This is a genomic window from Paenibacillus sp. cl6col (assembly GCF_900102125.1).
In the GTDB taxonomy this organism is placed as follows: Bacteria; Bacillota; Bacilli; order Paenibacillales; family Paenibacillaceae; genus Paenibacillus_B; species Paenibacillus_B suaedae.
This window is the reverse complement of sequence record NZ_FNAZ01000005.1, coordinates 119275-135450: the sequence shown is the minus strand read 5'-3', so window position 1 is coordinate 135450 and position 16176 is coordinate 119275. Positions and strand designations below refer to the sequence as shown.

Sequence of the window (16176 nt, the reverse complement as noted above, 5' to 3'; positions counted from 1 at the left end):
GAACCAATTGTCAAGAAGTAAATCCTCTGCTCTTTTGTAAGTGTTATTCGTTTATTGAGGTGATATTTCATGCTGTTAACCCTAAAATAGGTATGCAGACCTTAAAGTTTCTGAATAAAAATTACTCAATATTATTCTTTGGTAATTCTTCTTCCAACGGCTCTCTAACCATATTTTTATATTGAAGTTTGCATACGCCAAATTGTTTATAATTCTCTCTGGCTTGATTCAACGAAATATGGTTTGCTCCTATGTTTATGTCGGGCTTAGCATGAGCTACAACATCAAACTGCCAAAAACACACATCGCAAATATCTACAACCACTTCATCCTTACTTTCAATAGTAAAATTACAGCAACATGGACACTGTAATCTCTTCATATTTCCACACCCTCTCTCACTTAGGAGCATACAATCCGATTTGCTCCTTCCAATATTTAATTCCATCAGTTGGCTTATAGTAAGTTGATATTCCACCATACTGATTAATAATTCCAAATTCATTCGTTGCTGTATCATACCTAAAATATGTGCCTTCTTTTGAAACAAAAGATTGTGTTGTTGAGGTTGGAGATTTCTCAAGAAAATTTCTTGCACCTTTAAGATATTGAGCCTCAGTAGTAAAACCAAAATCACCTTTATGGTCATTAAAGTGTTTTTGTTAGAGTACTCTTACCATTACCTCTCGTAAAATCAGAAGCGGTATTTCTTGTACCTGAATATGACTTTCCAATATAACCCGTCCCCTGAGGCTTCATTGCCTTTTCAATATTCAGTTTGTTAAATGATTTTGCTTCATTCCAAGAAACCTCAAATTTCACCTTGGGCGAAGCACGTGTTATTTTCGGAGGAGGTGCAACGTTACCTCTAACAACTGTACTTCCCACATAGCTGTTACTGGAAGAACCACCTCCATCACCTTTGCCGCCCCCAACGCATTCCATTGCAGTTTCTGTAAATGCACATTTGTTATTACCTGTAGGTTGTAAAGAACATTCAAGAAAATGCCAGATGATGCAGGAATGGCACAAATTATGTCCAGGGTATCCAAGTCATAGACAATGGCCTAATGGAATCATTCTGGGGAATGATGAAATCCGAAATGTAAAACCTCAAGAAATTCAATACGTACGAAGAAATGGAAGCAGCAATTATGGAATACATTGAGTACTACAATAATTATTGATACCAAAAAAATTAAACTGTATGACGGCATTGATGTACAAGCGTCATTTCAGCAGCATAAAAAAAGGCACCGACCAAAAGTGAAGGATCGGTGCCAGAGCTATTTTTACACTGTCTACTTGACAGGGGTCAGTTCATCCACCCTAAAGGTATCAATTTTTATTTAGATGACTGAATATTTATTAATATTTCTGTTATTTCTTCACATTCATGATATGGCTTTCGGAACTCATTACCAAAACAGCTCTCAAATAAGTCGTATATTTGTTTAGAAATGGTCGATTTAGATTCAAAAGAGCTGAGTAGTTCAACGATTTTACTAACCTCACATTGATATTCATCATGAAGTAGTGGGTAAATTTCAGCGGGATTCCAGTCATTTATTATTTTTGTTATTTCCTCTACCAAAAAATCACCTCACCAAGTTTTATTCACCAAATAATGATTTAGAAAGTGCTTTATACGCATCATCATAATGACTTTTTGGGATTGCTGTTACAAGCGTTCCATCGGTCGCCACAACTACAGCACCATCTTTGGTAAAGAACAAATGCTTACTTCCATTGTTCTGAGAAAGTGCCTTACCATTTTTCACCCAAGACTCTGCCATTGATTGGGTTACTCCACGTTGTCCCATTCTCTCTAATCCGTGGTTGGAAACCTTAGACCACTCAATCCTAGTACCAGGATGGTTTACTAAAACCCCAGACTTTCCAAAACTGTCGCCTATCTTTGCTAAATTACAGTTATGCACCCAAATCCCAAGGTTTGAAACAAAGTATGAATTAAAGTCCTTAACCTCAAAGTTATAAACTGTTGCTTCGCGAGGTTCTTTCTCAATCTTATCTATCGCTAGTTTAGTACTGACACTCGAAACAAGCAAGTCGCCAACCTTCAAGTCTTTAACAAACGTCCATCCCTTACCATCCAACCAAAACGGATGCTCACCCGTAACCTCGATGATTTCATCCCCAATGTGGACGTAATAAATTTCGTCAGCCTGTTTTTGGAACAGCCCCACGACCTCTTTATATGCCACTTCTCCGGTTTCATCAGACTTAGCGAGAACCTTATCCCCTACTTCGATTTCCTCGATAGGTTTCTCCCCTTCGTCTGTTAATACCTTCGTCCCTGCAGTAAAGCAATTGCACTTTGCTAGTACTTTTGCAGCAGCTTTACTAACTTTGGTTCCTGTTTTAATTAATTTTGCCGGAGGTAAAAATCCCAACAACACAAGTCCCTTATCTCCTAATGAGCTATTAGGATCCAACATTGTATTTATATCATCAAGAAGTAGGAAGTCAGCCCCATTTTTTGCAACAGCCTTACCTCCCTTAACTTGTGCATCCAAATTTGATTAATAATTCCCATATCAACCGCATAAGTTAAAGACGGAGAAACTGGATAAACAAAATTACCTGTAGGGTCTAAATGAATTAATGGATTATTGTACACATACGTATACAAATTCAAACTCAGCGGATTCTTGATATCCCCTTCATACGTATCCTCATTAATAAACCGCCCTACACTCGATAAAATGGGCGATGACTGTCTTCTAATCACCGCTTCTCACTTGTACGTCCACATTTCAGAAAAACATTATACGAAGTTGATGAGGGTAAAATTCTTTCGGAGCGTGCCGCCCGATTCATTCGGCACTGAGTGGGGGTAAAAGAAAACCCTTGAGAAAGTTGCGTATTCCCCAAGGGTGTAACCTATTACTTATTTTCGTCTAGCTTTGATAATATATCTTTTTCCGTATAGAACTGGATATTGTCATACTCCCAGTTCAAATGACGATTGATAGCTTTTGCGGCTTCTTCCCAAGTAGGTCGAATACAATCTTTGAGCATTTCTTTTATTTCTGTTTCTAACAATTCTAGCTCAAAGTTTTGAACAATGAATGTTGCTCTACAATTTAGCATCTTATTTTCATTAAGACTTTTTATCACATACTCAGGTGTTAACACTTGAAAATGAAAACAATCAGAACCGACATCATCTTCTTCAGCAATATAAGCTGTACCTCTTAATTTAGAGCCTTTCAAACCATCTTTAATTTCAATGAAATCAATACCTTTGAGTACGGGAACAACCAACTAATATCTCCACCTTTTTGTCATTTGACCTTGATATGAAAATTGCCACCCGTCTGAGTATCCTCTAAATTCAACTCAAGTCCTCCATTTTTCTTAAAACCATACCTTGCTACATATCTGCCATCGGAGCTTACATAAGTTGTATATCCGTTACTAGCAGTACCTTTTGTATAACCTTTTCCTACAAATTCAGTAGCTGCTGTTTGTGCTGTACTTTTTGTTATATAGCCAACTTCTAGACCTGCGTTTCCTGTGTTTGTTTTACCCATAGTAGCGAGAGTTTTAGGGCTTAAGTTACACTCTGTATTATGAACCCAAATACCCAAATCCGTGACATAATACGTATGGAAGTTAGCAACACTAAAGTTATAAACCGTAACTGGTTCTACAAGTTTAACAAACTCTACCGTATCAATCGTCAGGTTGCTTCCGTCAGATTTTTGGAGCTTATCGCCTACTTGGAGTTCATCGGCGAAGACCCACCCTTTTTCTTCTACCCAAAATGGATGGTTGTCTGTCGTCTCGATGATCTGCTCCCCAACGTTCAGCTTAATTATATCATCACGTTGGTTGCGGTATAACCCCGTTACTTCCTTATAAGCCAACTCTCCATCAGGGTTATTCTCATCCTTGGCGAGAACCTTATCTCCGACCGCAATGTCTTCGATATTTTTCTCTCCATCGTCTGTTAGAACCTTGGTTCCCGCTGTGAAGCAGTTACATCCGCCAACCGCTCTAACCTTTCCACCAACTTCTCTAGCTTTTCCTATGCCCCCGATTATTGGTCCCAATGAAGCCAAAGCTTCCGAAAAGGAGATTTCCTGATGCCATTTACTGTAATCCTTGGCTAACTCCGCTCTTGCCCAGTCCGCATTCCCTGCACTATTCTTATAAGCACTGGTTTGAGTCAATAAACCAAACAAATAATTAAAACGATTATTATCATACACATCTGCAAACTCTTGACTTAACAAGTTATAAGCGTATGAATATGCTCTACTTTCGGATTAATCGTACCATTTCAGGAACTGAAACTGCATTGAATCCGGAATTCGCCATACCATCAATAATATTTTTAAGTACTCTTTTCCATTCTGACTGAAAAAATTCTTTTGTAGTTACAATATGACCGCTTTGATTGAGTAAATTCTCGGTCTTCCCTACAACATTTTCCCACTCCGAACGAATTACCAGATTACTTGAATCCCACGTTAAATCCCACTTACATGCAAATGAATTTGATGGCCAGTGAACCCTTATCTCACCAGAAACTTTCGTCCTAAGGTTTTCAAGAATGTCTAAGATGTCATTTATCATCAGGCTCATGTCGTATTTGTACCCTATTGGAATACAAATGTTCTTCCACATAATTATTACATCTTCTGTCCAAAGAGGAAACACAATCTCAAGAGCATCAGACAAGGAAGATATATCTTCATCAAACTCCCCAGTAAATCTGGGACATCCTGCTTGAATTCTAAAATCCATAGGCAGTCTCCTTTTTTCTATGGTGCAGGATAACCATGAAATGTACCTGAACCATTATTTCTTACCCAAATTCTTGTTGCATTCACTGTAGAACCATCAGGCATGTATACTCTGGATGTAGAGCCGCTATGTCACGCGTCCAAGCTTATCATACGTGTAATGGGTCTCATTTCCGTTGCCGTCAATGGATTTTATTACGAGTCCTAGGTAGGGTTCATATTCTAGATGCTGTTCAATGGTCGAAACCGCCCCATCTACGTTCGCCACCTGAACAGACTGTTTATTTAGATAGGATGATTTAAATCGTGGATGGAATTCTTGCTGAACGACTGTATCTCTTTGATCTCCCTTAATATGAATCGTAATGGGGTTCCCTACAGCATCATAAGCATAGTTTATTTGCTGTAGTAAAGCTCCATGGTTATTTTTCATAATAAGCTGCATAAATTCACCGTTAGCAAAATTGTATTGGTAGGAAGAATGCAAGGATTCATTATTCGCTGACGGTTGTGTACTACTAAGCAAAGCAACCTTCTTTTCTGAAACAAAATCATATTGAAAGTTATTTGTTACACCTAGAGGATTTGTCTCGGCAGTAATAAATCCCCATCTATTATAGGTTCGATGGGTGTAACGATCTGGTGACCATCGGCCGCCATCGTAGCTGCTTTCTTTAATTCTTGTCGGAACTGCGCGGCCTCGGGATCTATCGTACTCATATTCTGTGATTCTTTTTTGAGTCGCCCCTATCGCTTGCGTTTCGATTTTGGTCGTATACACCGTCGTAGGCGTATCCGAATTGGATTCTCATTTTCATCGAACCATCTCTATTTCATTTGATTAATAAACATCATGGGTTGTTATCACTTCAATTACTTTAATATTTCCCTTAGAGTCTTTGGTGTAGATTACTTTTAGCATCTCGTTTCTTTCGAAACATGCCACCTGATTCAATCCGCACTATGTGGGGTAAGAGAAAGACCTTGAGGTTTTCTTCCCTCAAGGCCTCTTCACTAATCATTACATAATTCCAATATATCAACAAATGCTGCATCCTTTAGAGTCAATCTCCGGTTTACGGGGTCAATTCCTTCTAATTGCCCCCACTCGTAAACAGTATCATACAAATCATATTCATGACTTAATTGAATGTAACCATGTTGTTGAAGTATTTTATTAACTTGCACTTCTGCTTCGATTAGCTCAAACGTATTTGCAGGACCAACTAACCCTAAATTGCCAACTAGAGCATTATGCTTCACCTCATGGAAAAGCAAGTACTCGTATACAGGCACTAGTTTGGAAATTGTTAACTGAATTTCTTGCAGTAAAACAAATCCTCCTTCTCCGAGCCTATCTTTTAGTTTCAAGTACACATGTGCAGAAGGACAAAATCCATCTTGCACTTTCACTTCGGAAACTTGGACGATATCATATATTTCTCTAGGAAGTTCAAGTTTCTTTCGGCTTGTGTCTACATACCATTGGTCTAGTTCCCTCTTCGAATATAATTTTTCTAAAACTTTATTAATTTGACGATGTTCTTCGACAAACCTCATTCCATGGGACAATATAATACCTCCTTATTTTCCCCATTCTCTTCTCTTCACCGCTTTACCTGATTGTTCTCCAGTCACAGCATTAAACTCACCTAAGTGGTTTTTTTTCTTGTTGTCCCATTTTTCTAGAGCACCTTTCTTACTATCCCACTGATAATAATACTTCCCGTCATACCAAGTTTTTCTGCCGTTTATCGTCCCCTTAGAAACCATACCTTGGTCTTTCATCCAATTTGTTTCTTCTTTTAGTATCTTATATGTCGAATTATCACCTTTTAGTATTTTGTTATAATCATTATAACAATTGGTATTATGAACCCAAATACCCAAATCCGTGACATAATACGTATGGAAGTTAGCAACTGTAAAGTTGTAAACCGTGACTGGTTCATCCAGATTAACAAACTCAACCTTATCAATTATCAGATTGCTTCCGTCAGATTTTTGGAGCTTATCACCTACTTGGAGTTCATCTGCGAAGACCCACCCTTTTTCTTCTACCCAAAATGGATGGTTGTCTGTCGTCTCGATGATCTGCTCCCCAACGTTCAACTTAATTATATCATCACGTTGGTTGCGGTATAACCCCGTTACTTCTTTATAAGCCAATTCTCCATCAGGGTTATTCTCATCCTTGGCGAGAACCTTATCTCCGACCTCAATGTCTTCGATATTTTTCTCTCCATCGTCTGTTAGAACCTTGGTTCCCGCTGTGAAGCAGTTACATCCGCCAATCGCTCTTACCTTTCCACCAACTTCTTTACCTTTTCTTATGCCTCCGATTATTGGCCCCAATGAAGCCAAAGCTTCCGCAAAAGAGATTTCCTGATGCCATTTACTGTAATCCTTGGCTAATTCCGCTCTTGCCCAGTCCGCATTTCCTGCACTATTCTTGTATGCACTTGTTTGCGTTAATAAACCAAACAAATAATTAAAACGATTATCATCATATACATCTGCATACTCTCGACTTAACAAGTTATAAGCGTATGAATATGCTCTACTTTCGGTTGAAGTTATCTTCGCTGTCGCTTTGAGAATGGAATTCATCTCTGACGGTATATATCTATTCCCACTAGGATCGATAAATTTCAACGGATTACAGTTTCAATTTATTTCGGAAAAATCATCATAAAGCGAGGTAAGGTATTTAACTTAAAAATGCGGTGATGAGAGTTAGATTCTTTCTAGACTTTCCACTCGATTTATTTTTCACGGATGGGAAATAGAAAGACCTTGAAGAATCTGTAATACATCCTCAAGGTCAAATGTTTATTTTTCTATTCCACTTTTTCTCATATACTCTTTATAGGCTTCTTGGACCTTCTGTTTTCATATGTCTTCCCATAACTTTTTTAGATCAGTGATTCTTCCCTCATCCGCATCATCAGGTTCCATGTCTCCGCCAAAGCCAATCCAAGAATCAGCGTTAGGCACCCCACCTGATTCACCAGCATATGCAATCTCAAACGGTGCATCTGTGTAGGCTACAAAAGGACAACTATTTTCCATGCAGCAGTAGCCAGGCTGTTCCGCACCCGATTTACAAAACGGAGGAATGTCACCATATTCTTTGTCATCCTCGATTCCATAAAGACAATAAACCTCGAGTAACAATTGAAATCGACCTGAATATCGTAAAAGTATATAGTGATTTAGGATATAATTGTTGATCTCAATTGTACGCACCGTCTTGTCAGGAAAATATCATACGGGGATGATGAGGGTTAAGTTCTTTCGGAACGTGCCGCTCAATTCATTCGGCAATGGGTATAGGTAAACAAAGAAAAACCTTGAGGATTGTTGCCCCCAAGGTCTTCATGAAAATAATTCATTGATTTTATTTCGGTCATAGTCCAATATCCAATGACTATACTGCTGGTAAACAGTTCTTAGAGTTTCCTTGTTTTCTGCTACAATGTCCAAACCTCTATCATCATAAAGATGAAAGATTGTTTTGTGCGTGTCATTTATTAAATATATGTCACCATCAATACTAGGTTCTAAACCAAGTGTTCGATTTGCAATTGCCTCTATCAAACTATCAACTTTCAAATCTTGAGATTTCACATTGATATAATATCTCATAGTTACTATATCATCAGTTTCATCGGAATCTCTGTAGCGATACTCCTTCTCTTGTTTAAAAACATGTCCAAAATCAAACTTATTGATATAAGTATTGAATACTTTAAAGACATCACTCTCAATGTCATTGATTGATTCATCACTCCATTTATCTACAAATATCACAAAGCAAATATCGTTATCATGTTCAGTTAATCTGTCAAATAAAGCAATTGCTCTCTGTTTCACCTGCTCCACTCTTTCTTTAGGCGTATCAATATCCCCCCCCATTTCAAATCTAATGGCAAATGATGCACTATAAAACAAAGGCTTTTTCAGATGAATTCCGTCAAAGTAATGCAACAAAAAATTATCTAAATATTGATCATGTTCCATAAAATCATCCCCATCATATAGCCGTAAAGGGAAATTGATGTTCCCTTTACGGCATTTTATACTATGTTTATTTCAACTTTATGACTGTACCCGTTGTACTCTTGTGTTTCCCTGTTATGAAATTCCCGTACTCATCTGCATCAGTAACCCAGTGTAGTTCATTTCCTTTCCTTACAAACACCTTAAAAGCTGAACCGCCATGCCCGGTAGTATCTTTTGCCCACCAATAGCCCTTCTTAGTGTTATCTTGGTAAGCTGTTATTGTATCTCCGTGGAATTTGTAGCTAACTTTTGCTTTAGAATTTGTTTTTATATCCCACTTCGTAGTTGTATTAGGTGTACTACAAGCATTATGTGTCCAAATGCCAAGGTTGGATACAAAGTACGTATGGAAGTCCTTTACCTTGAAGTTGTAGACAACCTTCTGTTCTTTCTTGACTTCAATTTTCTCAACGGCTAATTTCTTGCCATCCGAAGTAATCAGAACATCGCCCACTCCAAGATTCTGTGCTTCTACCCAACCCTTATTAACTATCCAAAACGGATGTTCATCGGTTGTCGTTAAGACTTCGCTCCCAACAGTAATATTATACGTTTCCTTTACCACACGTTGGAAGAGCCATTCGACTTCCTTGTAAGCCATCTCTCCAGTCTGTTCACCCTTCGAGAGAACCTTATCCCCTACCTCGATTTCCTCAATCGATTTCTCCCCATCGTCTGTTAGAACCTTGGTACCCGCTGTGAAGCAGTTACACCCGCCAATCGCTCTTCCCTTTCCACCAACTTCTCTAGCTTTTCCTATGCCCCCGATTATCGGCCCCAATGAAGCCAAAGCTTCCGCAAAGGAGATTTCCTGATGCCATTTACTGTAATCCTTGGCTAACTCCGCTCTTGCCCAGTCCGCATTTCCTGCACTATTCTTGTATGCACTTGTTTGCGTTAATAAACCAAACAAATAATTAAAACGATTATTATCATACACATCTGCAAACTCTTGACTTAACAAGTTATAAGCGTATGAATATGCTCTACTTTCGGTAGAAGTTATCTTCATAGTCGCTGCGAGAATAGAATTCATATCTGAAGGTATATATCTGTTCCCACTAGGATCGATATATTTCAGCGGATTGTTCTGTACATACGTATACAAATTCAGCGTCAGCGGGTTACCCAGTTCCCCTTCATACGTATCCTCATTAATAAACCGCCCTATACTTGGATCATACCATCTTGCGCGCAAATATTGCAGATTCGTTGTCGCATCCCAGTATTCGCCCGAGTAGCGGAAAATGTTCGGGACTCGCTCCTCCTGAACCAATGGATTGCCCCAGATATCGTACGTATAGCGGTTCAGGACATTGCCTTGTGCATCCCGGATTTCCGTAATGTCGCCGTGTCCGTTGGATACATAGTATTGCATACCTTGTCCTGGAACCTGACGAGCCAGCAGCTTGCCGTAATCGTCATGGACATACGATGCTGTAATCGTGACGCTGCCGTTTCCTTCTACTCTTCCTTCTGCTACTATCTTCGCCCGATCATCGTAGTAGTAACGGGTCGTGACGCCGCCTTCGGTGCGTTCTACCATCAGGTTGTCGCCGTTGTAGCGGTAGCTGACGGCTTTGCCGTCTTCCGTCGTTACTTGGGTCAGACGGTTGCGGCTGTCGTACACGTAGCTGGCTCCCTTGATGTTCGGTACCTGATCGCTTTGCAGGGTGCTGCGGTTATCCCGCTGGTCATACGAATATGCCTCATTGAACTGACTTGATGTCTTGATTCGGTTCAGCGGATCGTAGCTAAATTGATAACCTGCTCCATTATCATTCTTCGCTACAATGTTGCGGTTGTTATCATAGGTATAGCCGTAATTCGCAAATGACGACTCGCCTTGCTTCTGCTGGATACCCGTCCTGTTTATTCCATCATAGGTATAGACTTCATTCAGCCCATTCATTGACTTCAGATTGGCGATCCGATAGGAATCATCATACGAATAGTCGAATTGAGCCAGCGCTCCTCCGGCTCCGTCCACTACTTTCAAGCTTCTTGGAGCAGGAACTAGGATAATCCTCTCCGTTTGGCTTGCCAAGCGGTAGGCGCCCGACGTGATGGCTTGCTCCTTGCGCAGTCCCCGATTCTCATAATCAAATGTCAACACCGTCTTATCCGGATACGTGATGGATGCCAGTTCGCCTGAAGGATAGTACGCGTAGCTCGTTGTCCCTGTCTGATCCGTCATTGTCGTCCGTTTTCCTGTTGCGTCATAGTTAAACGAAATTCTCTCGTCCGACGCAACGATGTCCGTTAGGAAGCCCCGGCTATTGTATACGAACTCTTGAATCTGTCCTTTCCGGTCGATGCTTTTGATTACATTGCCGTTGCCGTCATAATAGAAGCGTTTGCTTTGCTTGTTCGAATCGGTTTGCTTCAGCAGGCGACCGATGCCGTCATGCTGCTTCTCAACCGTATTTCCGTCCGCATACTTAATTTCGACCATATCGCCCGACAGATTATACCGATACCGTGTCGTTTTCCCTTCAGCATCCGTAACGGCGATCAAGCGTCCTAGTACATCATACTCGTATTTCGTTACATTGTTGTTTCCATCGTAGGCTACCTTGACGTTCCCCACATAGTCGTATTCATAGCGAGCTAACAAGACTTCTTGGCCAGAAGGCTTGATTTCTTCCTTCTTGATGACTCTGCCCATGATGTCGTATGTTTCACGTATGCTGTTATTTGACCCATCGATGGTTGTCTTCGTATTAGCCACATCGTTATAGACAGTTCGATTCGTACTTTTTCCAACTATTTCCTTGATAATCCGATCCCATGCGTCATACTCGTATTGAATCTGGGATCCGTTAAAGTCCCCTTTACGAATCAGCCGGCCATTCTCGTCATACGTGTGCTGGGCCATGCCTCGCCCATTCGTTTCAGCAATCAGATTGCCGAGCGGATCGAAATGCTTCTCGATTTGCAGCCCATTCGGATCGGTAATGAACATCTTATTGTTCTGATCATCATATACGACGGTCATTTTCGTTCCGTCAGGATTGATTTCGGCTGTAATCCGTCCCAGCTTGTCATACGTATAGGAGATGCTCTTGCCATTGCCATCCGTAAACTTCGTCGGGAGCCCCGTCTCGGGTGTATAATCCATGCGGGTTTCTATTACTTCATTGCTTCCGTCAACATTCTTGACGCCTATAGTTTGCCTGCTTAAGAAGAAACGCTTGAAATCGTGACTGAAGTCTTGGTAAAAAATCGTTTCTCCGCTGTCTTCCTTAATCCGAATCTTAATCGGGTTGCCAGCATAGTCATACTCATAGTTCAATTGTTGGACAATTTCGCCTCTGTCATTTTTGGAAACGGCCTGCTTCAATCCCCCGCGATATCGATCGTATTCATATTCAGAGCGCAGCGTCATTCCCTGATCCATCGGCACACTACTACTCTTCATGCGGAACAGCTTATTCTCTACTACATCTTTGTACTCATAACGGCTTGTTTTGCCGAGCGGATTCGTTTCCGAGGTCAATTGTCCCCAGTAATCATACTCTCGTTTTGTTACCCGAGGCGAAGATGCATATCCCCCTTGATAATACGTCTCTTCAATCTGGATCGGATTCGGATTTCTTCGGAATCTGTCATACCCGTACTGGAACACCTGACGGTTATTCGTCTGTTCATCACGAACTTCCGTTCTCGTGTTATAGATTGCCGAAGGCGCATCATACGCAACGAATTGTTTTTCGTACGTATAGGTCGTCGTTTTGAATTTATCGTACACATCCACAGAAAACCTGAAATCCTGCTCGATGTACTTTCCTCCATCTCCAATCCCCGTTCTATCTTTGTCGTTACTATGATCCATTGTATATCTAAGAGTCATTTCATTTTTTTGCGTATAGGTGGACGAGCTATAATAATGACGGCGAGATTTATAACGCACTACGTTCTCTACTGCAAAGTCCCCAATCGTTCGTTCAATTGCGCCATCAAATCCGAATTCCGTAATGGCCTTGGTCGGGTGTTCGATGACGCCAAGCGCGATCATCTCGTTCTCTCCCCAAAATATTTTGCGGTCGTTCGAATTTTTTGGGAGACCTTTATAAGATCTGACCAAATTGAATTGCAGCCTATTCCATACGCCATAATCATACTTCGTCGAGCGGCCCTCCGGATCGATCACTTCCGTTAAAATATCTTGCTCTCGGGAGAGCGTGTCATTTTTTATTTTTCCTACTCTTTCTTTCTTATAGATCACCCTTCGATCTCCGCTTTGGATGGTAATCGTGTTGTCATTGTTGTAGGAAATATTCATTTCATTCTTGCCTTGATAATCCCTGGTTGAACTTTTTACCTGATACAAAACCCATCCTATGTCCGGCTCATCCTTATATGAGAATTGAATATAGTTTCCATCTGTGTCTTCGATGAAGATGAGATTGCCCCTATAGCTAAAATATTGACTGACTCCCGTCGTCTTATTGAGGAGCTCATAGGCGGCTCGCTCATCGGACTGCAATACTTTATCCGAGTCCATAAAGACCAAATCACCGAGCGGATATCCTACCAAATCATCGTCCAGCCCATATGTACCGACGCCCGATATATAGATATAGCGAGAATTGTTAACCCACTTTATATACGACATATCCCAAATCCATCCCTTACCGAGATGAAAAATCTCTTCTTCCCAGGTTGCCTGTGTTCCGTTACTTTCATATCCGCTCACATAGATATCATCTTTCGCCAGGGAACTGTCATAAATTCTCCGCAGCGCGAAATCCATGCCGTTCGGTCCAGGCATTACCATATCCGTTACTTCCACTCGCAAGGAGCCGTCGACAGGCGAGATATGGTCGCTAAAGGATCCGACGGAGTAAGGCGCTTGATCCAACCGGATTGGACGATTGCGGAGCGCTTTCTCATCGTATAGATTATTCCCAAGGAAGGCTAACGAGCGCTTCTCCCATAATCCATACACTTGATCCGTCACCGACGGTTTCCCTTTCCCGTAGACCTGCTCCGTTACGCTGGCTTGATACACAGCCTCCGATACACTTTTCATTTTTTCCTGATGCTCAATTAACGGATCTGGAGCAGGCTTCAAATAAGTGCTGTTCATGAATTGCTCATAGTCTCTTCCCTGCTGCTTGGCTTTTAGACCTTGATAGATTTGATGAAGCTCGTAGCCCTTGAACAGCTCCTCCGTTATCCAATCCCTCGTTACGCCAAAGGTTTCGGTTAGGGAGGTAATCGTAATAAGCTTGTCTGGATTAAAATCCGTGAACGTTGCGTGCGGACCATATACACTGGAGGTTACCGATGGATAGATTTCTTTCACCGATTTCTTAGATGCAATAGCTTCTTCTGCAGAAGCGAAAGGCACGCTTGTAATCAATAGTACACATGCGAGAATAAGTGATAGCCATCTTTTCAACATAATCTCTCCTATCAATTATCTTTCCTTGCACATCAATTAGACATCGGTTGAAAAAGCCTTCATCTGATGTATGCTCGTCTAAACTCACTTCATTCATTCCATCTCTTCTGGAAGAAACATTTCTACCGGCCCTGAAGGGTTGTAGTTCGGGTTAAATCTCAAATTATGAATTATGACGTTTTCTGCCCACGCTTTGTTGCGAACTATCGGCAATAAACGGACAGAAACCGATATTTCTCTAGTATTTGGTGCAATATCTCCTCGTATAGTAATCACTTGTCTACCATTGCCTAATATATAAGTCTCTTTATACGTTTTTTGGGGAAAACTACCGATTCTCTTAGGAGGCCCAACCTCAACTTCCAATTTTGCATTACTGCTGCTTAGAATCGAAATCTCGCCGTATAAGGCGAATTTCCCTTTCTCAGAACTCGGCTCCAGTGAAATGTCTTGGTAAATTTCAGCCGAAAGATTCCCCCATATTCCAAATGGTACGGATATGTTTTGGCCTCCATCACCACTACTCTTCCCATAAATAGCTCCTACACCCGCTCCACTACTTCTTTTTGCCCAGCCTTGTGCGATATCGCTTTTTTGATCAAACAACGTAAATAACGAGTTCCATAATGCCTGCGGTTCAGTACTATACTCAATTGAAACCTGAGCAATGTAAACATTGTTGATGTTGATGTTGACATTGCTTACTCCACTGTAACGCGCTCCCACGTACACAGTTGCATAGACTGCACCTTTTGGAATATTCCCTCTTAGTGATGCAGTCTGGTCAGTTATACTATCTGATGTTGTATAATTCGTTCCTAGCAATGTCCCCTTCTCATTAAAAAACAAAATTTGAAAATGAGTATTTACATTGCCAAGTCGATTAAATATCCCTCTCAATTGATAATTTCTCGAATCATCAATTAATAGATGCTGTATCAGGTATGATTCTTTACTAGTGCCGTTAGAATTATAAGAGATGACCTGCCTTTTCTTATAGTCACTAGTAGTCATCAAGTTAAACTTAGCAGAACCATTATCCCCTGAGATTTCCCAATAATCTGGAATTGTTCCCTCCGCGACTTGAATTTCTCTGCCCTGAAAATCATGATTCATGAGCAAATTAAAATAATAATCTAAACCATAGGAGACATCGACTCCCTTAATTACTATCGTGCCAGCCGCATTATTGCCAGTTGAATGGATCGCGATTTGCACAATCGCTCTTTCTGCTTTTTGGGGAATACTCTCTCTGAGGCTCATCGTGAAGAAGAAATCTCTCTGCAGCGTGCTTTTTTGTCTCGCATTACCGATAACCTTTCCTGTGTTATCTACAAAATCGACCATCATCACAACCTCTGCATTCTGTAGATGTTCAATCTTTAAGGAAGCTTTCAGATCAAACCCACGGCTGGATTCCTTCGTAATCCACAGTGCCTGCTTGATTCCAATGAAATCTCCTACTGGAATATTACTCGCTTGAATCTGTTGATGATTTCTTGATCCTATTTTTTGGATGTTAAAGCTCGATGCAGCCTTGTCATCCGTCATATATGACCAGCCTACCGCTTTGCCACCATTGTTTACTTCATGAAAATCTCCGTTTTCCAGCTTATCCTTATATGTCCTCTCTCTTAAACTTTTACTTGTCAGATTTCCATTGTTATCTGCCTGATAGGCGATTTCTGTATCACCTTGCGTGATCACCGATAGATTCCCATTCTTGTCATAACGATATTCCGCTTGATGAGCACTTACGCTAGTTACGGAAAACGTCAATAATGACAGTACTACGAACATAATTGCACACCTCATGTTTCGACATTCCTTTCTAAAATATATGACCGTCCCTCACTTTCAAACAACCGTTCTCCCCCCCCTTCATTATTCTAGGACTTACAATAATAATATCCTATTTTTCCTTGA

13 protein-coding genes and 1 pseudogene are annotated in these 16176 nt (G+C 40.7%); 1 reads left to right on the top strand and 13 read right to left on the bottom strand.

Features of this window, described 5'->3' with window-relative positions; translation table 11 throughout:
* Nucleotides 1–121: 121 nt before the first annotated feature.
* Nucleotides 122–583, bottom strand: coding sequence for a CPCC family cysteine-rich protein (locus tag BLS15_RS29495; protein WP_231515224.1), 462 nt, complete (start codon nucleotides 581–583; stop codon nucleotides 122–124).
* A gap of 538 nt (nucleotides 584–1121) precedes the next feature.
* Between BLS15_RS29495 and BLS15_RS29980 the strand changes: the two are divergent.
* Nucleotides 1122–1187 (top strand): annotated as a pseudogene (locus BLS15_RS29980) (IS3 family transposase); the annotation flags it as partial.
* A gap of 158 nt (nucleotides 1188–1345) precedes the next feature.
* On the opposite strand, the gene BLS15_RS29975 reads toward BLS15_RS29980, so the two are convergent.
* From BLS15_RS29975 to BLS15_RS14855, 12 genes are all read right to left on the bottom strand, one after another.
* A complete protein-coding gene (locus BLS15_RS29975; RefSeq protein ID WP_021252137.1) occupies nucleotides 1346–1594 on the bottom strand; it encodes a DUF1871 family protein in 249 nt (82 codons plus the stop codon).
* A gap of 19 nt (nucleotides 1595–1613) precedes the next feature.
* A complete protein-coding gene (locus tag BLS15_RS28575) occupies nucleotides 1614–2537 on the bottom strand; it encodes a hint domain-containing protein (protein WP_021252138.1) in 924 nt (307 codons plus the stop codon).
* Between the two features lie 370 nt (nucleotides 2538–2907).
* Complete coding sequence (locus BLS15_RS14900) at nucleotides 2908–3288, bottom strand: Imm8 family immunity protein (RefSeq protein WP_021252139.1); 381 nt, start codon at nucleotides 3286–3288, stop codon at nucleotides 2908–2910.
* 20 nt (nucleotides 3289–3308) lie between these two features.
* Nucleotides 3309–4238: a polymorphic toxin-type HINT domain-containing protein gene (locus tag BLS15_RS14895; RefSeq protein ID WP_021252140.1), complete on the bottom strand. Its 930-nt coding sequence runs from the start codon at nucleotides 4236–4238 to the stop codon at nucleotides 3309–3311.
* Nucleotides 4239–4284: 46 nt separating this feature from the next.
* The gene (locus tag BLS15_RS14890; RefSeq protein WP_021252141.1) at nucleotides 4285–4776 is read right to left on the bottom strand and encodes a hypothetical protein; all 492 of its coding nucleotides are present in this window, start codon (nucleotides 4774–4776) and stop codon (nucleotides 4285–4287) included.
* Between the two features lie 126 nt (nucleotides 4777–4902).
* A complete protein-coding gene (locus tag BLS15_RS14885; RefSeq protein WP_021252142.1) occupies nucleotides 4903–5556 on the bottom strand; it encodes an RHS repeat domain-containing protein in 654 nt (217 codons plus the stop codon).
* A 233-nt stretch (nucleotides 5557–5789) separates the two neighbouring features.
* Nucleotides 5790–6347 (bottom strand): hypothetical protein, encoded by a 558-nt coding sequence (locus tag BLS15_RS14880; RefSeq protein ID WP_028533804.1) that lies wholly within the window; start codon nucleotides 6345–6347, stop codon nucleotides 5790–5792.
* 12 nt (nucleotides 6348–6359) lie between these two features.
* Nucleotides 6360–7430, bottom strand: coding sequence for a polymorphic toxin-type HINT domain-containing protein (locus tag BLS15_RS14875; RefSeq protein WP_139170669.1), 1071 nt, complete (start codon nucleotides 7428–7430; stop codon nucleotides 6360–6362).
* Nucleotides 7431–7667: 237 nt separating this feature from the next.
* Complete coding sequence (locus tag BLS15_RS14870; RefSeq protein WP_021252145.1) at nucleotides 7668–7952, bottom strand: hypothetical protein; 285 nt, start codon at nucleotides 7950–7952, stop codon at nucleotides 7668–7670.
* Between the two features lie 201 nt (nucleotides 7953–8153).
* Nucleotides 8154–8798, bottom strand: a complete 645-nt coding sequence (locus BLS15_RS14865; protein ID WP_021252146.1) for a DUF3885 domain-containing protein — start codon at nucleotides 8796–8798, stop codon at nucleotides 8154–8156.
* A 67-nt stretch (nucleotides 8799–8865) separates the two neighbouring features.
* On the bottom strand, nucleotides 8866–14250 hold the full coding sequence (locus BLS15_RS14860; RefSeq protein ID WP_139170668.1) for a polymorphic toxin-type HINT domain-containing protein: 5385 nt from the start codon (nucleotides 14248–14250) through the stop codon (nucleotides 8866–8868).
* Between the two features lie 93 nt (nucleotides 14251–14343).
* Nucleotides 14344–16050, bottom strand: coding sequence for a hypothetical protein (locus BLS15_RS14855; protein WP_021252148.1), 1707 nt, complete (start codon nucleotides 16048–16050; stop codon nucleotides 14344–14346).
* Nucleotides 16051–16176: the final 126 nt, after the last annotated feature.